A 15,728-nucleotide genomic window follows, 5' to 3' on the forward strand; every position below is an offset into this window, starting at 1 on the left:
CCTTCGCCTGGAAAAGCCCGCGGTCGCGAGATCGCGGGCTTTTTGCTTTTAAGCCTCGTCGACCCAAATCCGCATTTCGCCTTCGCCGCGGTTGGCCCAGCTAAACCACGGAATAAACGTCAAAGTTTGCTTTTCAACGTTCGCCTGTGGGCTGTCGAAACTGTACAGCGGTGTGTCCTCTGGCGCTGTCTGCATGCGCAAACCCTCCGCCATAATCAAGACTTTTCCTTTCAAAACGCCAGTTCCTGCCATCTCATGAAACTGACTGCCGCGCGGGAGCGACAGATTGTGCAGCTCCGTGCCGTTATCTGCCTCTTCCAGGCAGTACACGAGCGGCCCACGTTGAATCGCCACTTTGCCCGCGTTATGACGCACCAGCGGATTTGCGTAGACGCGACGGATAGTCATCGGCAGATGCAGCGTAATGACGTCGCCCTGTTGCCACTGGCGAGTGATATGCAGATAGCCTTTGAGCCGTTCTCCTTGCGCGGTTTCGCCATTGACCAGTACCTGCGGAGCTTCGCACCATTCCGGCAGACGCAGCGCCAAAGTGTGGGCGACGGGCTGTGAATGGGTGAAGGTGATGTTGACCTCTTCATCCCACGGGTAGTTACCGCTAATTTTCAGCGCCAGTGGCCGGTCGTTAATGGTGAACTGGGCTTCGCTCCCGGCGTAGAAATTGATAAATAGCGCGTCCTGGCGCGGGGTAAAAAGATAGTGACCAATAGCGACCAGCGTGCGTGCGATGTTTGGCGGGCAGCAGGCGCAGCCGAACCAGCGCTGGCGAACCGGCTTAATATGGTCGTAAATATGGTTATGCGGGATGCTCTTGGGGTGAGTTTCCAGCGGATTAACGTAAAAGAAATGCTTACCGTCCAGCGCCATCCCGCCGAGTACCGTATTGTAGAACGCGCGCTCCATGACATCGGCATAATGCGCGTCGCCTTCCATTTCCAGCATCCGGCGGGCGAACATCATCAGGCCGATAGAGGCGCAGCTTTCGCCGTAAGCGGTATCGTTAGGCAGATCGTAGTCGCTGGTAAAGGCTTCACCGATCCCCTGCGAGCCAATGCCGCCGGTAATATACATCCGCCGCTGGACCGTATTGTTCCAGATTCGCAGACAGGTCTGGCGTTTCTCTTCGTCCTGAGTCATACGGGCGATATGCGCCAGGCCGGTCATCAGGTAGACGGAACGGACGGCGTGGCCAACCGCTTCGCTCTGTTCGGAGAGTGGTTTGTGCGCATGAGTGTAAGTTTTGTCTTTTATCATTCCTGGCCAGGCGTCGCCCCAGCCGATCCAGTGTCGGGTGCCGCCGCGTTTTTCGAACTCAATGTCGTAATAGTAAGGCTGCTTACCGCGTTCTTCGATAAAGAAACAGGCCAGCGCCTGATATCGGGGTTCCCGGGTGACTTCGTAAAGACGCATCAGCGCCAGCTCGATTTCCGGATGCCCCGGATAGCCGCGAAGCTGGCCGGGTTTTGGACCGAAAACAGTATCAATGTAATCGGCAAATCTGCAGGAGACTTCCAACAGGCGGCGCTTCCCCGTAGCATTGTAAAAAGCGACAGCCGCTTCAAACAGGTGCCCCGCGCAGTAAAGTTCGTGGCATTCCGCGAGGTTAGTCCAGCGCTGCCCCGGTTCTTTAACGGTGTACCAGGTATTCAGATAGCCGTCTGCACACTGGGCTTTCGCCAGAAGCTCAATCACTTCATCAGCGGTTTGTTCAAGGGTTGCGTCAGGCTTCTGGCTCAATGACCAGGCGACAGCTTCCAGCCATTTGGTGACATCGCTATCCTGAAAAACCATACCGTAAAACTGACCATCCTCTAATCCTGCGGCGATGCGGTAGTTAGCCAACGCGTGGCTTGGTTCCGCATCGGGAATGTTGTCATTGAGCGCTTCCCACTGATAAGGAATGACGACATCGCGAATCAGACGTTGATACTCTCCCAGGAAAGGGTCGGTAACGGTAATTCGGTTCAGGTCGGCTTCAATTACATCGGACTGCTTCATGTTTACCTCAGGAAATTTGGGAATGTCTTTGGTGAAGATCGGTGGAAATGCGGTTCATCATTGGGCCGTTCAGACGGCACTTAAGCAGGCATAAGGCCAGCACCAGATGGAAGATTGCCGGTACAACGCTTTGCAGCAGGGTGATGCCCTGAATAGAAGCGGCGGTCTGGTTTTCCAGTCCCGGCTGGTAGGCCACCATAATCAGCAGAATGCTGATTATTCCGCCGGATGAGGCCCATGAGAGTTTGATAAAAAAGAGGTTGAAGGCGAAGTTCATCCCGGAAGAGCGCACGCCGTTTTTCCATTCGCCGTAATCATCGGCAAACGCCATGATCGAGAAGTGCAACGGTAGGGTGAAGCCGAGCACGATGTTGTTAATCAGGATACAGACCAGCCATAGCGTCTGGTGCTGCGGTCCGGTCGGCAGGAACCACATCGCCAGGCCGAAAACAACCAGCACCAGGTTGGTATAGAAGTACAGCTTGACCATATCGACACGGCGGGAAAGCGGATTGACGATCACTGCACCGATAATCGCGGCCAGCGTGACGATGGCAAAAAACAGCGACATAAAGCCAGTGCTGCCCTGTAGCGCATAGGAGATGAAGTACATATAGCCGCCGCCGCGAATACACAGAATATTCACCAACAGGAAAGACATCACCAGCATCATGAGTAATTGGTCGTTCTTGCGCAGCCCTTGCAGATGCTGGCGCAAAGTGAATTTCCCGGCCAGCGATAGAGGAACTCGCTCTTTGACCCAGAAAAAGCACAGTAAAAACATGACTGCACCAATCCCACACAGCACGGTTACGCCATACTGGTAGCCTTTAGCCAGATTGCCCTGACCAAAGAATTCGACCATCCACGGTAGTCCGACAGAGACCAGGAAGCCGGCGATGCCACTTAAGACAAAGCGCCATGACTGGCAGGACATCACCTGATCGTGACGGTTGGTCATGGCGTTAATCAGCGCGCAGTAGGGGACGTTGTTGGCGGTATAGCCCACAGAGAGCAGGAAGTAGGTACCGAAGGCCCAGGCGACTTTCATGTTCGGGCTCATGTCCGGCACGGTGAATGTCAGGATCCCGATAACCGCAAGCGGAACGGCAGTCCATAGCTGCCACGGACGAAAACGACCCCAGCGACTGCGGGTTCTGTCGGCGATAATGCCCATAACCGGGTCGGATACCGCATCGACGATTCTCAAGGTAAAAAACATCGCGCCGACGATGGCCGGGCTCAGGCCAAACACGTCGGTGTAGAAAAAAAGCAGGAAGCCGCTGATCAAATCCGAGATGCAGTGTCCACCGGCATCTCCCAGTCCATAGCCTATTTTTTCGCGGGTTGAGAGCGTTTCTCCCGCATCAACTATCTGCACATCGGTATCCAGATTATCGGCAGTAGCCATAACCAATCCTTATTTGCCTTAGCAATGGTGATGATTCAACAAGTCATTACGACGTATCTCTGGTTATTTTTAGTAAATATAAAACGACGGAGAGCATAGATCTGATCATAGTTATGCGTACATTCTTGACGTTTCGCCTTGTGATTTTGATCTTTATTTTTACTAGAAATAAATTTTTAATGTAGATCTTTATCACGTTTTAAAGAGTGCAAAGTATGTGGTTTGTCTGTGAGACATCCTGGATGCCGCCCGATAAGAGGGTAAAACCTTATTTGTAGTGCTGTGGTACGCATAAGCAGGCAGAGCGATGTCCGCTTGATGACTTGTGAGGTGGGATGACAAACTTGATTTTTTGTTTAGTAAAAAATAAAAATATTCAGGTTGTTAATCGTCATCCGCTGCGTGATATCCTTAGTGACTGCTTCATACATTCGCCCGACGAGATACAAGGGGCGTTGATGGAGATAGCAAAGTACGTACACGACGAGGCTAAGCTGGAGAGCAGGCGCTAAAAGGACAATCAGCATAAACCCCGCATGACAGGTGAAAACGAACGGAATGGCAAAAAAAACCAGAATTAAAGATATTGCGACCGCCTGTGGTGTGTCTATTGCCGCGGTCTCCAGGGCGTTGAAAGGGCAGCCGGGGCTAAGTGAAGAGACACGCCAGCGGATTTTGTCGATAGCGGAAGCAGAAGGCTATGATTTTAGCCGCTTGCGCAGCGGGCGTATCAAGCGCCTGCTTTTTCTGCTGCACCGGGAACACAATATCGCCAGCGCGCTGCCGTTCTATTCGACCGTGATGCTCGGCGTTGCGGATGCCTGTCGAGAAAATGAAATTGCCATGAGTTTCCAGCCCATTGGCCCCGGAGACTCGGTCAGCGAGCTGATTAATCTGCACCAGCCTGATGCACTGATTTGTGCGGGTTATCTGGAAGCTGAGGTGTTAGCTGAACTGCGTAAAACCGCGTTACCTGTTGCCCTTGTCGATTTGTGGGCGGCAGATTTTCCTTGTGTGAATCCGGATAACTATCATGGTGGTTTTGTCGCCACCCGCCATCTGCTTGAGCAGGGAAGAAAACGTATTGCTTTTCTTGGTCATTCGCAGCGCCACTACAGTATTCGCCAGCGTGTTGAAGGCTATCAGCAAGCGCTGTTTGACGCAGGGATTTCGCTGCCTGCTGATTATAAGGTCGAGGTACCGCCAGTTAAGGAGATTGAGCAGGCGTTGGTGGAGGGGATGGAGAGCCTGCTGGCGTTGCCGCAGCCGCCGGATGCTATCTTTGCTTATAACGATATGGCTGCGCTGGTGGCCATGCGGGTCTGCGCGCGCAAAGGCATCAACGTACCGCAAGAGGTGGCGATTGTCGGTTTTGACGATATCGATGCCGCGGCCTGGGCATATCCGCCATTAACCACGGTAGCCATTGATAAGCGCGAGCTTGGCCGCGATGCGTTCCGTCTTTTGCTGAGCGATGAAGGTGAGAGAAACTTGTTGTTGCCGGTGCGGTTGGTGGTTCGCGAAAGTTCGTTGCGGTTGCGTCCGGAGCTATAATCCGGCAAAGTCTGCGCCATTGAGCGGAAGGGGCAAATATCGTGAAACGACTGATTATTGGTATTTCTGGCGCCAGCGGCGCAATTTACGGCGTGCGGCTGCTCCAGATTTTACGTGATGTTCCTGATGTAGAAACGCACCTGATTTTGAGTCAGGCCGCGCGCCAGACGCTGGCGCTGGAGACTGACTTCTCTTTGCGCGAAGTGCAGGCGTTAGCTGACGTGGTTCACGATGCCCGTGATATTGCCGCCAGCATCTCTTCCGGCTCTTTTAAAACCGCCGGGATGGTGATTCTGCCGTGCTCAATGAAAACCCTTTCCGGCATTGTTCATAGCTATACCGATGGTCTGTTGACCAGAGCCGCGGATGTGGTGCTTAAAGAGCGGCGCCCGCTGGTGCTGTGCGTGCGGGAAACGCCATTCCATCTGGGCCATTTGCGTTTACTGGTTCAGGCGGCGGAAATGGGCGCGGTGATTATGCCGCCGGTGCCGGCGTTCTATCATCGTCCGCATACCCTCGATGATGTGATTAACCAGACAGTCAATCGCGTTATTGATCAGTTCGATATTACCCTTCCTGAAGACCTCTTTACCCGCTGGCAGGGCGCGTAGATCGCACTAACATAGTGCGCTTTATTCACAATTGCGCTCCTGCAGTGCAATTTTGTCGCCTCGATCAAATCCTCAACATTTAATTTGTTTTTTTGCGCTCCGGCACTGCGGTTTATCCGTTATTGCTGGTATCTTCGCTTTTAAGACAAACCTGCAACCTTTATTTAACAAATTTAACGCCATTTCCAGCACGCACTGAGAAAATGGCATAAAACGTGCACTATAAAACGTGTAAGAGCTGTTGGCAGTATTCATAACAAGACAACGCATCGCATAACAACATCACGACACTTAAGGGTAACCTATGAAGAAGACGGTCCTGGCTCTCTCTTTAATGATGGGAATTTGCAGCGCTTCCAGCGCATTCGCCGCGCTGCCGCAAAGTATACGTATTGGCACCGATGCCACCTACGCGCCTTTCTCATCGAAGGATGCGAAAGGGGATTTCGTCGGCTTTGACATCGATTTGGGCAATGAGCTTTGTTCACGTATCAACGTGAAATGTACCTGGGTAGGCAGCGATTTCGACGCTCTGATCCCTTCGCTGAAGGCGAAGAAGATCGACGCCATTATCTCTTCTTTGTCGATTACCGAAAAACGTCAGCAGGAGATAGCCTTCTCTGACAAGCTCTACGCGGCGGATTCCCGTTTGATCGCCGCTAAGGGTTCACCGATTCAACCAACGCTGGAATCTCTCAAAGGCAAGCATGTCGGCGTATTACAGGGCTCTACTCAGGAAGGCTACGGTAATGAGCGCTGGCGCAGCCATGGCGTAGATGTTGTTGCTTATCAGAACCAGGATTTGATTTACTCCGACCTCGCAGCAGGCCGTCTGGACGCCGCATTACAGGATGAAGTGGCCGCCAGCGAAGGCTTCCTCAAACAACCTGCCGGTAAAGATTTTGCTTTTGCAGGCCCTTCCGTTAAAGACAAAAAATTCTTCGGTGATGGTACCGGTATCGGCCTGCGTAAGGACGATAGCGAGCTGAAAGCCGCGTTTGATAAAGCGCTGGCTGAAGTTCGTAAAGATGGTACCTACGATAAGATGGCGAAAAAATACTTCGACTTTAACGTATACGGCGACTAAGACCACTGTTGGCCCGGGACTCCGGGCCACGCACATCTATTGCTGCCCCTTATTGGTGCAATCACACTTTTGGTGGATCAATCTGGTGCAGTATAGCGCTCGCATTGCGATAGAAAGTGCATAGTTAAGCGTTTCTGATGCGAAAAAATTTGCTTTCCGGCGCAGAATGTTTTGCCTTACCGGGGCGAATAATGGCACGATAACTGCCGTAAGTATTTCTAATAAACCCGTTAGAATGACAGTCTGTTGAGGATAGTTATGAAAAAACTGGCGTTGTCTCTCTCTTTAGCGCTGGCCCTTTCCAGCGTTTCCACGGTATTCGCAGCAATTCCGCAAAAAGTCCGTATCGGTACCGACCCTACTTATGCCCCGTTCGAATCGAAGAATGCACAGGGTGAATTGATTGGTTTTGACATCGATCTGGCAAAAGAGCTGTGTAAGCGCATCAATACGCAATGTACCTTCATTGAGAACCCGCTGGACGCGTTGATCCCATCTTTAAAAGCGAAGAAGATTGATGCCATTATGTCCTCGCTTTCGATCACCGAAAAACGTCAGCAGGAAATCGCTTTCACCGACAAACTCTATGCCGCCGATTCTCGCCTGGTGGTGAAAAAAGGCAGCGATGTTACGCCTGACCTCGCGAAGCTGAAAGGCAAACGCGTCGGTGTTCTGCAAGGAACTACGCAAGAAACCTACGGCAATGAACACTGGGCGCCGAAAGGAATTGAAATTGTTTCCTATCAGGGGCAGGACAATATCTATTCTGACCTGACTGCTGGACGTATTGATGCCGCGTTCCAGGATGAAGTTGCCGCTAGCGAAGGTTTCCTCAAACAGCCTATTGGCAAAGATTATCAGTTTGGCGGTCCGTCGATTAAAGACGAGAAGCTGTTTGGCGTCGGCACCGGCATGGGGCTGCGTAAAGATGATAACGAACTGCGTGAAGCGCTGAATAAAGCCTTTGCCGAGATGCGAAAAGACGGCACCTACGACAAGCTGGCGAAGAAATATTTTGATTTTAACGTGTACGGCGATTAACCATTTCGCGTACCCCATCGCGCGTAATTTGGCGCGCGATGGTTGATGACAGACAGGGCAGACAGCATGCTGTACGGGTTTTCACAGGTTATTTTTCAGGGCGCGCTGGTCACCCTCGAGCTGGCATTAAGCTCCGTTGTTCTGGCGGTGCTTATCGGTCTGGCCGGAGCCGGAGCCAAGCTTTCCAGCAATCGTCCGCTGGCGCTGATTTTCGAAGGCTATACCACTTTAATCCGCGGTGTGCCCGATCTGGTGCTTATGCTGCTGATTTTTTACGGGCTGCAGATTGCGCTTAACAGCGTGACTGACGCGCTGGGCCTGGCGCAGTTTGATATCGACCCAATGGTGGCGGGGATTATCACGCTGGGCTTTATCTATGGCGCCTATTTCACCGAAACTTTTCGCGGCGCTTTTCTGGCCGTACCGAAAGGGCATATCGAAGCGGCCACCGCTTTCGGATTCAGCAGCGGGCAGACTTTTCGCCGGATCCTGTTCCCGGCGATGATGCGCTATGCGCTGCCTGGAATAGGCAACAACTGGCAGGTGATACTCAAAGCGACAGCGCTGGTCTCGTTACTGGGGCTAGAAGATGTGGTCAAGGCAACCCAGTTGGCAGGCAAAAGCACCTGGGAGCCCTTCTACTTCGCTATCGTTTGTGGCCTGATTTATCTCGTATTTACCACGGTTTCCAATGGTGTACTGCTGATGCTTGAACGCCGTTATTCTGTAGGCGTGAAGAGGGCTGACCTGTGATTGAAATTATTCAGGAGTACTGGAAATCTCTGCTGTGGACTGACGGATACCGCTTTACTGGGGTAGCGATTACGCTCTGGCTGCTGATCTCGTCAGTGGTGATGGGGGGCATTCTGGCGGTTTTTCTCGCCATTGGTCGCGTCTCAAGCAATAAATATATCCAGTTCCCTATCTGGCTGTTTACCTACATTTTTCGCGGTACGCCGCTGTACGTCCAACTGCTGGTGTTCTATTCCGGGATGTATACGCTGGAAGTTGTCAAAGGTACCGAACTGCTAAATGCTTTCTTCCGTAGTGGCCTGAACTGTACGGTGCTGGCGCTGACGCTAAATACCTGTGCCTATACCACGGAGATTTTCGCTGGCGCGATTCGTTCGGTTCCCGCCGGAGAGATTGAAGCGGCGCGAGCGTACGGTTTTTCATCGGTCAAAATGTATCGTTGCATTATTTTGCCTTCCGCGCTGCGTATTGCTCTGCCTGCGTACAGCAATGAAGTGATTTTGATGCTGCACTCCACCGCGCTGGCTTTTACCGCGACGGTGCCGGACCTGCTGAAAATCGCCCGTGATATTAACTCGGCGACCTACCAGCCGTTTACTGCTTTTGGCATTGCCGCAGTACTGTATCTCATTATCTCGTATGTGCTGATTAGCTTGTTCCGCAGGGCGGAAAAGCGCTGGCTGCAGCATATCAAACCTTCTTCAACGCACTGAGAACGCCATGTCCGACAATAAATTAAACGTTATCGATCTCCATAAACGTTACGGCGAACACGAGGTGCTGAAAGGCGTCTCGCTACGGGCGAAAGCCGGGGACGTTATCAGCATCATCGGTTCATCAGGTTCCGGCAAAAGTACCTTTTTGCGATGCATTAACTTCCTTGAAAAGCCCAGTGAAGGCACGATTGTAGTTAATGGGCAGAATATTGGCCTGGTTCGTGATAAAGACGGCCAGCTCAAGGTCTCTGATAAAAACCAACTCCGCCTGTTGCGTACTCGTCTGACCATGGTGTTTCAGCACTTCAACCTGTGGAGCCATATGACGGTACTGGAAAACGTCATGGAAGCGCCGATTCAGGTTCTGGGGCTGAGCAAACAGGAAGCGCGCGATCGGGCAGTGAAATACCTGGCGAAAGTGGGTATTGATGAGCGCCAGCAGATTAAATACCCGGTCCACCTATCCGGTGGTCAGCAGCAGCGTGTATCCATCGCCCGCGCGTTGGCAATGGAGCCTGATGTGTTGCTGTTTGATGAACCAACGTCGGCGCTTGACCCGGAGCTGGTGGGCGAAGTGCTGCGTATCATGCAGCAACTGGCGGAAGAGGGGAAAACCATGGTTGTGGTGACGCATGAGATGGGCTTTGCCCGCCATGTTTCCTCGCACGTGATCTTCCTCCATCAGGGTAAAATTGAAGAAGAAGGGCACCCTGACGAAGTCTTCGGTAATCCGAAAAGCCAGCGCCTGCAGCAGTTCCTGAAAGGTTCTTTGAAGTAACATCAACCCTGACCCGGCGGAATACCCTCCGCCGGGACAGCTAGCGCTCCAGCCGATACACCCAGTCGTCGTAATCTATTCCGTTTAGATGGTAAGCTTTTTCGAACACCTGAATGCGGATAAAACCCTGTTTTTCCAGCAGGCGGGAAGATCCCGAATTAGTGCCCAACACCCATGCATTAATCGCCTGAACGCCGAGTTGGTTAAATCCGTAATCGCAAATTGCTTGTAGCGCTTCGCGGGCGAACCCTTGTCCCTGAGCTTCGGGGAGGAGGGCATAACCCACGTCTGCTTCATGCGGATTTTTAGTGCTGATACGCAGGCCGATATCACCCATCGCCGTGCCGCTGGCATCGCGCAGCACGAAGACGCCAGTATCTGCGCAGCGAGCCTCAAATAGCGTACGTAGCGCCGATTCTTCAAGGATCTCACCCATAAAACGCATCACTTCTGGGTCTTGCCGTAGACGCAGGAAAAAGGGCCAGTCAGATGAGTTAAATGGAGAAAGAAGTAAGCGCGGCGTGGTGAGCGTTATCATAAACAAGCCATAACAGTGGAGAGTCTATTCACCTTAACACCACAATGTACTGAATTATATGACGGTGTTATCCGATATTTAACGAATCAACCCGGTGTTTTTCAAGCCTTTGAAGGTAGTGAAGGACGGTTTTGCTCTCCCGCGTGGCTCGCAATTGGAGCGCCAGATTCAGGTTATCCAGAACCTCGGCGTGGGCAACCAGCGGCGAGTCTTCGGGGATTCTGTTTTCCGTTACCAGCCAACCAACAATGGTTTTCCAGCGCCACAAAGGGGAATTGCCCTTAACGCGCTGCACCGGTCCAGGAAACTGACCTGAGCCTCTTGCGCCATCTTTCAGCAGGGCGATGGCCTGCCGTGTCAGGCCGGTGAGTTCGGCAATATCGCTTAAACCTACCAGGGCGGAATCAACGGATTCAACCCGGGCACTGAGGGAGAGAGCGGATTCGATATCTGCAATGGCTGACAGAATAGCCTGCTCAAGAGAGTCGCTTTCGCGATCGAAATCCAGATAGACTGCGGTGCCGTAAAAGCAGACCAGGGCATCAGCGCAGCCCGCCGCATGCAGCGAATCTTCCAGACCCACGGTGTGCGCGGTAACGCCAGAAAGCGTGAGGGTAAAATTATACAGCGCCATGATTTAGTCCTTCTTGTGGTTAATCTGAGCTGATAAAGGCACCTGACAGCGGTCGACCATTCTAATAATCTGCCGGGCGTGGTTAATGGGGACTGCCGGCGTTGACCAGATACTCATCATATGTTCCCGATGCCGGGTCGTCCCGCACATTAGCCGTCCAAAACAGTGGGCGCTTTTACCGCCAGCGATAAAAATCCAACCCCTTGTGAGCGCATAGTCGATGGCTGCTCTGATATGTTTATCTGGATGTTCCTTCATCAGTATGTCCTGGTTATTTTGAATACAATGTTGACGAATGTCAACGCGCAATGATGCAAAATTGCACACCAGGGGGTTATGACAGAGTGGAAAGATAATCACTGGAAGCAGATTCACAATTAAGCGGGTATTGAGCGAGCGGGTTTTGATTGTTGCGAGGAGGGTTCCATGGCGCGTAGGGGATTTATTTAAGTCAGGGAGACCGGCAAGGTCTCCCGGCGGCATAATAGCCCTGAGCTATCCCAGTACATCGGTCAGAGCTTCTTCCAGGTCATACCAACGAAAACCAAATCCGGCGGCTTCCAGGCGCTTCGGCAGCGCGCGCTGGCCGCCGAGTACCAGTACCGATGATTCGCCCATCAGCAGGCGAATAGCCGCCGCCGGAACGCGGAAAATCGCCGGGCGGTTCAGTGCGTGACCCAGCGCGTGGGCAAACTGTTCGTTGCGCACCGGGTAGGGGGAAACCATATTAAACGGGCCGCGCAGGTCGTTATCCAGTAGCCATAGAATACCGTTAACCATATCGTCGATATGAATCCACGCCAGGTACTGTCTACCGCTGCCGATAGGGCCGCCGAGGCCGAGCTTAAATGCGGGGGCCATTTTGGCCAGAATACCGCCTCGTGGTGCCAGTACCACGCCGGTGCGCAGCAAGCAGACGCGGGTATGTTCGCTTTGCGCCTCGCAAGCGATCTGTTCCCAGCGGGCGCAAAGTTTGTGGGTAAATTCGTTATGCGGTGGTTCTTCTTCGGTGACCACCACTTCGCCGATATCACCATAATAGCCAGCGGCTGAACCGCTAATCAGCACTGCGGGCGGAGCATCGCTGGCGTTGATCAGCGTGACCAGCTTTTGGGTGATATCCCAGCGGCTGTGGCAGAGACGCTGTTTCTGCTCTGCCGTCCAGCGTTTGTCGGCGATAGGCTCGCCGGCCAGGTTGATGACGGCATCAACGCCGTTGAGGTTTGCCTGGTGCTCGAAATCGCGCCACAGGGTGACGCGAGAGTCGAGGCGATTTTTCGCCTTTTCAGGGCTGCGCGTTGAAACCGTTACCTGATGCCCCAGCTCCAGTAGCCGAGGGATTAGATGGCGGCCAATCAGGCCGGTACCGCCAGTTAGCAGAACGTTCATAGCGCCTCCCTAAGATGCGTCTACCGCCGCCAGCTCATGGTCATGGATACCGAATCGGCGTAGCGCAGTGCGTACAGTTTATCGATCTCTACTTCAGCATATGTGACCCAATGATGTTCGCGTGCGATGTCGAGCACATCCTGAGTTAATTTTTCCAGCAGAGAGAAACGGTTATTCTCGATATGGCTAATGATGCGCTTGGTGATAGTGCGGTAGTTCAGCGCATCGTTAATATCTTCACTGTTACGTGATTGATCCGCCGGGTAGTGGATAGCGACGTTAACCACCACATCCTGGCGGTTGGCGATCTCTTCCTCTTTAATACCAATAAAAGTACGCAGGCGCAGGTTCTTAATTCGAATAATGGCGTCTGGTTGAGACATTGCAGGTTTCCTCCGTATAGTAATTTCCGCAATCATACATCAAAGCATCCCGGGCGAGCAGGGGGTTAATGGCCTTCTGTTTTCAGGAGCGCTTCAACGGTGGCCGGGCGCTGGCGAATACGCTCGAACCAGTTGTGTATTGCCGGGAAATTCGCGAGCTCAATACGTTGGCGTTGATGGGCGTTAATCCACGGCCAGCAGGCGATGTCGGCGATGCTGTAGTGGTTTCCACCCAGCCAGGGACTTTGCTCAAGACGTCGGTTCAATACGCCATACAGACGTTGCGTTTCTACCTGATAGCGCTCAATGGCGTAGGGAACAGCCTGTGGGGCAAAATGGTTAAAATGATGATTTTGCCCGAGCATCGGTCCTAAACCGCCGACCTGCCAGAACAGCCACTGTAGCGTAACGTGGCGTTCGCGCAGTTCCCCACTAAGCAATTTGCCTGTTTTTTCCGCCAGATAAAGCAGGATCTCGCCGGATTCAAACAGGCTCAACGGCGAGCCGCCGTCAACGGGATCGTGGTCGACGATCGCCGGGATCTTGTTATTCGGGGAGATGGCGAGAAATTGCGGATGAAACTGCTCCCCTTTGCCGACATCCACCTTGATAAGGCGGTAAGCCAGCTGCGTTTCTTCAAGAAAGAGCGTGATTTTGTGGCCATTGGGGGTGGGTGCATAGTAAAGATCGATCATGAGAATCTCCCGCCGTCACAGGTCGCAAACTTCTTGAGTATAGGTGAACTCAGGGGATTCGCAGATTGACTCAGTTTGCGGTAAGAGTTGCCGTTTGAGATATCTACCCAAAATAATTCGAGTTACAGGACAACGCACAAGCAACTTGAAGTATGAAGGGTATAGGCAAAATCCTCATGGCGGCGGTCAGTGACATCCTCTGAGAGACAGGATATGTTGGCTTATCGCCCCATTACATTAGCCATTGAGGATGCCATGAGCCAGTCTGCTATTACCCTGTGGTCCGATTCTGATTTTTTCTCGCCGTATGTGATGTCCGTGTATGTTGCTCTGCAGGAAAAGAGCCTGCCTTTTACCCTTAAAACCGTCAATCTCGACAGCGGCGAGCATCTGCAAAGCAGCTGGAAAGGCTATTCTGCTACCCGGCGCGTGCCGCTTCTGGAGGTCGATGGCTTTTCCCTGAGTGAATCTTCGGCGATTACCGAATATCTGGACGAACGCTTTGCGCCTCCGGAGTGGGAACGTCTCTATCCCCATGATCTGCAAAAGCGCGCGCGGGCGCGTCAGGTGCAGGCCTGGCTGCGCAGCGATCTGATGCCTATTCGCGAAGAGCGTTCGACGATCGTGGTGTTTGCTGGGGCAAAGAAACCGCCGCTCAGCGAAGCCGGGCAGAAAAGCGCCGCAAAACTGTTTGAAACCGCCGGGGCGCTACTGGCGCAGGGCGGTCAGAATCTGTTTGGTGAGTGGTCTATTGCCGATACCGATCTCGCGTTGATGCTCAATCGACTGGTACTCAACGGCGATGAGGTACCAGCGGCGCTGGTGGAGTACGCCACCTTCCAGTGGCAGCGGGCGTCGGTTCAGCGCTACGTCGCACTGTCGGCTAAACGTGCTGGCTGATAAGCCTCAGCGGTTCCGTTATCATAGACGCATCGTAATGCGTGGAGATGGAATGTATGAAGCTGATGTTTGCATCGGATATCCACGGCTCGCTGCCCGCAACTGAACGCGTTCTTGAACTGTTCGCGCAAAGTGGGGCGCAGTGGCTGGTTATCCTCGGCGATGTGCTCAATCACGGGCCGCGTAACGCCCTTCCTGACGGTTATGCCCCCGACCAGGTTGCGGAGAAGCTGAATAGCGTAGCAGAGCGAGTGATTGCCGTACGCGGTAATTGTGACAGCGAAGTCGATCAGATGCTGCTCCATTTCCCCATTACTGCTCCCTGGCAGCAGGTATTAAGCGAGCGAACTCGCCTGTTTTTGACCCACGGGCATCTGTATAGCCCCGATAATTTGCCTCCGCTCGCCGCTGGCGATGTGCTGGCTTATGGTCATACTCATATTCCGGTTGCAGAGAAACGCGGCGATATTTTTCTCTTCAACCCCGGCTCGGTCAGCATCCCCAAAGGGGGATTTGCGGCCAGCTACGGGCTGCTGAACGAGGGTCAATTGCAGGTTTTAGCACTCGATGATCATCAGGTTATTGCAGAGGTCGCAATTTACCCGTAATTTACCCCACAACCGTATAGACGCGCCGCGAGAGCGCTTTAAAAAGTAAGGTTTCCTGATGGCGGAACAGAATCATTTGGCAAGCACAGAATGGGTCGATATTGTTAATGAAAACAACGAGGTGATAGCACAATCCAGCCGCGAGCAAATGCGTGCGGAATGTCTGCGTCATCGGGCGACCTACATTGTTGTTCATGATGGGATGGGCAAAATCCTCGTGCAGCGCCGTACCGAAACTAAGGATTTCCATCCGGGAATGCTGGATGCCACCGCTGGCGGCGTGGTGCAGGCGGATGAGCAAATGCTGGAGTCAGCGCGCCGCGAAGCGGAAGAGGAACTCGGCATCGCCGGTGTACCCTTTGCCGACCACGGACAGTTCTACTACGAAGATAAACACTGCCGAGTCTGGGGTGGCCTGTTTAGCTGCGTATCGCACGGACCTTTCGCCCTGCAAGAAGAGGAAGTGAGTGAAGTGTGCTGGCTGACGCCGGTGGAGATCACCGCACGCTGCGACGAGTTCACGCCGGATTCATTGAAAGCGCTGGCTCTATGGATGACCCGTAATGCTAATAATGAGTCATCGAAAGCTGAAAAACAGGAAGAGGCGGAGTAGC

Annotated in this window: 18 protein-coding genes; 10 read left to right on the forward strand and 8 right to left on the reverse strand. The window is 53.0% G+C overall.

Features of this window, described 5'->3' with window-relative positions; translation table 11 throughout:
* Window positions 1-48: 48 nt before the first annotated feature.
* A complete protein-coding gene (locus DA718_RS08270; RefSeq protein WP_112212961.1) occupies window positions 49-2,016 on the reverse strand; it encodes a glycoside hydrolase family 127 protein in 1,968 nt (655 codons plus the stop codon).
* Window positions 2,017-2,023: 7 nt separating this feature from the next.
* A complete protein-coding gene (locus DA718_RS08275) occupies window positions 2,024-3,427 on the reverse strand; it encodes an MFS transporter (protein WP_112212962.1) in 1,404 nt (467 codons plus the stop codon).
* Window positions 3,428-3,985: 558 nt separating this feature from the next.
* Between DA718_RS08275 and DA718_RS08280 the strand changes: the two genes are divergently transcribed.
* The 7 genes from DA718_RS08280 to hisP all read left to right on the forward strand — a co-directional run bounded on the left by DA718_RS08280 (window position 3,986) and on the right by hisP (window position 9,967).
* A complete protein-coding gene (locus DA718_RS08280; protein WP_112212963.1) occupies window positions 3,986-4,981 on the forward strand; it encodes a LacI family DNA-binding transcriptional regulator in 996 nt (331 codons plus the stop codon).
* A gap of 41 nt (window positions 4,982-5,022) precedes the next feature.
* The gene (locus DA718_RS08285) at window positions 5,023-5,592 is read left to right on the forward strand and encodes a UbiX family flavin prenyltransferase (protein ID WP_112212964.1); all 570 of its coding nucleotides are present in this window, start codon (window positions 5,023-5,025) and stop codon (window positions 5,590-5,592) included.
* A 304-nt stretch (window positions 5,593-5,896) separates the two neighbouring features.
* Complete coding sequence (argT, locus tag DA718_RS08295; protein ID WP_110272253.1) at window positions 5,897-6,679, forward strand: lysine/arginine/ornithine ABC transporter substrate-binding protein ArgT; 783 nt, start codon at window positions 5,897-5,899, stop codon at window positions 6,677-6,679.
* A 258-nt stretch (window positions 6,680-6,937) separates the two neighbouring features.
* The gene (hisJ, locus tag DA718_RS08300; RefSeq protein WP_110272254.1) at window positions 6,938-7,720 is read left to right on the forward strand and encodes a histidine ABC transporter substrate-binding protein HisJ; all 783 of its coding nucleotides are present in this window, start codon (window positions 6,938-6,940) and stop codon (window positions 7,718-7,720) included.
* A gap of 66 nt (window positions 7,721-7,786) precedes the next feature.
* Window positions 7,787-8,473 (forward strand): histidine ABC transporter permease HisQ, encoded by a 687-nt coding sequence (locus tag DA718_RS08305; RefSeq protein WP_112212966.1) that lies wholly within the window; start codon window positions 7,787-7,789, stop codon window positions 8,471-8,473.
* The gene (gene hisM / locus DA718_RS08310) at window positions 8,470-9,186 is read left to right on the forward strand and encodes a histidine ABC transporter permease HisM (RefSeq protein ID WP_112212967.1); all 717 of its coding nucleotides are present in this window, start codon (window positions 8,470-8,472) and stop codon (window positions 9,184-9,186) included. The genes DA718_RS08305 and hisM overlap by 4 nt, the downstream gene beginning before the upstream one ends.
* Before the next feature lie 7 nt (window positions 9,187-9,193).
* Window positions 9,194-9,967, forward strand: coding sequence for a histidine ABC transporter ATP-binding protein HisP (gene hisP, locus DA718_RS08315; protein ID WP_004852881.1), 774 nt, complete (start codon window positions 9,194-9,196; stop codon window positions 9,965-9,967).
* A 40-nt stretch (window positions 9,968-10,007) separates the two neighbouring features.
* On the opposite strand, the gene DA718_RS08320 is transcribed toward hisP, so the two are convergent.
* From DA718_RS08320 to yfcG, 6 genes are all read right to left on the reverse strand, one after another.
* Entirely contained in the window at window positions 10,008-10,505 is a 498-nt protein-coding gene (locus tag DA718_RS08320) for a GNAT family N-acetyltransferase (RefSeq protein WP_112212968.1), read from the reverse strand.
* A gap of 67 nt (window positions 10,506-10,572) precedes the next feature.
* Complete coding sequence (locus DA718_RS08325) at window positions 10,573-11,139, reverse strand: DNA-binding protein (RefSeq protein WP_112212969.1); 567 nt, start codon at window positions 11,137-11,139, stop codon at window positions 10,573-10,575.
* A gap of 3 nt (window positions 11,140-11,142) precedes the next feature.
* A complete protein-coding gene (locus DA718_RS30915) occupies window positions 11,143-11,397 on the reverse strand; it encodes a hypothetical protein (protein ID WP_112212970.1) in 255 nt (84 codons plus the stop codon).
* A gap of 237 nt (window positions 11,398-11,634) precedes the next feature.
* Window positions 11,635-12,528 carry a TIGR01777 family oxidoreductase gene (locus DA718_RS08335; protein ID WP_112212971.1) on the reverse strand — a complete coding sequence of 298 codons (894 nt, stop codon included), beginning with the start codon at window positions 12,526-12,528 and terminating at the stop codon, window positions 11,635-11,637.
* Between the two features lie 20 nt (window positions 12,529-12,548).
* Window positions 12,549-12,911 carry a dihydroneopterin triphosphate 2'-epimerase gene (gene folX / locus DA718_RS08340; RefSeq protein ID WP_110272259.1) on the reverse strand — a complete coding sequence of 121 codons (363 nt, stop codon included), beginning with the start codon at window positions 12,909-12,911 and terminating at the stop codon, window positions 12,549-12,551.
* A 65-nt stretch (window positions 12,912-12,976) separates the two neighbouring features.
* The gene (gene yfcG / locus DA718_RS08345; RefSeq protein ID WP_112212972.1) at window positions 12,977-13,606 is read right to left on the reverse strand and encodes a GSH-dependent disulfide bond oxidoreductase; all 630 of its coding nucleotides are present in this window, start codon (window positions 13,604-13,606) and stop codon (window positions 12,977-12,979) included.
* Between the two features lie 255 nt (window positions 13,607-13,861).
* On the opposite strand from yfcG, the gene yfcF reads away from it, so the two are divergent.
* Genes yfcF through yfcD form a run of 3 tightly spaced genes read left to right on the forward strand, consistent with a single transcriptional unit; the run spans window position 13,862 to window position 15,727 of the window.
* Window positions 13,862-14,506 (forward strand): glutathione transferase, encoded by a 645-nt coding sequence (gene yfcF / locus DA718_RS08350; protein WP_112213212.1) that lies wholly within the window; start codon window positions 13,862-13,864, stop codon window positions 14,504-14,506.
* Window positions 14,507-14,562: 56 nt separating this feature from the next.
* Window positions 14,563-15,114: a phosphodiesterase gene (gene yfcE, locus DA718_RS08355; protein ID WP_112212973.1), complete on the forward strand. Its 552-nt coding sequence runs from the start codon at window positions 14,563-14,565 to the stop codon at window positions 15,112-15,114.
* A 58-nt stretch (window positions 15,115-15,172) separates the two neighbouring features.
* Window positions 15,173-15,727, forward strand: coding sequence for an NUDIX hydrolase YfcD (gene yfcD, locus DA718_RS08360; RefSeq protein WP_112212974.1), 555 nt, complete (start codon window positions 15,173-15,175; stop codon window positions 15,725-15,727).
* Window position 15,728 lies beyond the last annotated feature (1 nt).

It is taken from the genome of Klebsiella huaxiensis (genome assembly GCF_003261575.2).
GTDB classification, from domain to species: Bacteria; Pseudomonadota; Gammaproteobacteria; order Enterobacterales; family Enterobacteriaceae; genus Klebsiella; species Klebsiella huaxiensis.

What these genes read in the sequence shown, in the direction of transcription:
- DA718_RS08270 (WP_112212961.1), bottom strand. Translation starts at nt 2,016, where the DNA reads ATGAAGCAGTCCGATGTAATTGAAGCCGACCTGAACCGAATTACCGTT.
- DA718_RS08275 (WP_112212962.1), bottom strand. Translation starts at nt 3,427, where the DNA reads ATGGCTACTGCCGATAATCTGGATACCGATGTGCAGATAGTTGATGCG.
- DA718_RS08280 (WP_112212963.1), top strand. Translation starts at nt 3,986, where the DNA reads ATGGCAAAAAAAACCAGAATTAAAGATATTGCGACCGCCTGTGGTGTG.
- argT (WP_110272253.1), top strand. Translation starts at nt 5,897, where the DNA reads ATGAAGAAGACGGTCCTGGCTCTCTCTTTAATGATGGGAATTTGCAGC.
- hisJ (WP_110272254.1), top strand. Translation starts at nt 6,938, where the DNA reads ATGAAAAAACTGGCGTTGTCTCTCTCTTTAGCGCTGGCCCTTTCCAGC.
- DA718_RS08305 (WP_112212966.1), top strand. Translation starts at nt 7,787, where the DNA reads ATGCTGTACGGGTTTTCACAGGTTATTTTTCAGGGCGCGCTGGTCACC.
- hisP (WP_004852881.1), top strand. Translation starts at nt 9,194, where the DNA reads ATGTCCGACAATAAATTAAACGTTATCGATCTCCATAAACGTTACGGC.
- DA718_RS08320 (WP_112212968.1), bottom strand. Translation starts at nt 10,505, where the DNA reads ATGATAACGCTCACCACGCCGCGCTTACTTCTTTCTCCATTTAACTCA.
- DA718_RS08325 (WP_112212969.1), bottom strand. Translation starts at nt 11,139, where the DNA reads ATGGCGCTGTATAATTTTACCCTCACGCTTTCTGGCGTTACCGCGCAC.
- DA718_RS30915 (WP_112212970.1), bottom strand. Translation starts at nt 11,397, where the DNA reads ATGAAGGAACATCCAGATAAACATATCAGAGCAGCCATCGACTATGCG.
- DA718_RS08335 (WP_112212971.1), bottom strand. Translation starts at nt 12,528, where the DNA reads ATGAACGTTCTGCTAACTGGCGGTACCGGCCTGATTGGCCGCCATCTA.
- folX (WP_110272259.1), bottom strand. Translation starts at nt 12,911, where the DNA reads ATGTCTCAACCAGACGCCATTATTCGAATTAAGAACCTGCGCCTGCGT.
- yfcG (WP_112212972.1), bottom strand. Translation starts at nt 13,606, where the DNA reads ATGATCGATCTTTACTATGCACCCACCCCCAATGGCCACAAAATCACG.
- yfcF (WP_112213212.1), top strand. Translation starts at nt 13,862, where the DNA reads ATGAGCCAGTCTGCTATTACCCTGTGGTCCGATTCTGATTTTTTCTCG.
- yfcE (WP_112212973.1), top strand. Translation starts at nt 14,563, where the DNA reads ATGAAGCTGATGTTTGCATCGGATATCCACGGCTCGCTGCCCGCAACT.
- yfcD (WP_112212974.1), top strand. Translation starts at nt 15,173, where the DNA reads ATGGCGGAACAGAATCATTTGGCAAGCACAGAATGGGTCGATATTGTT.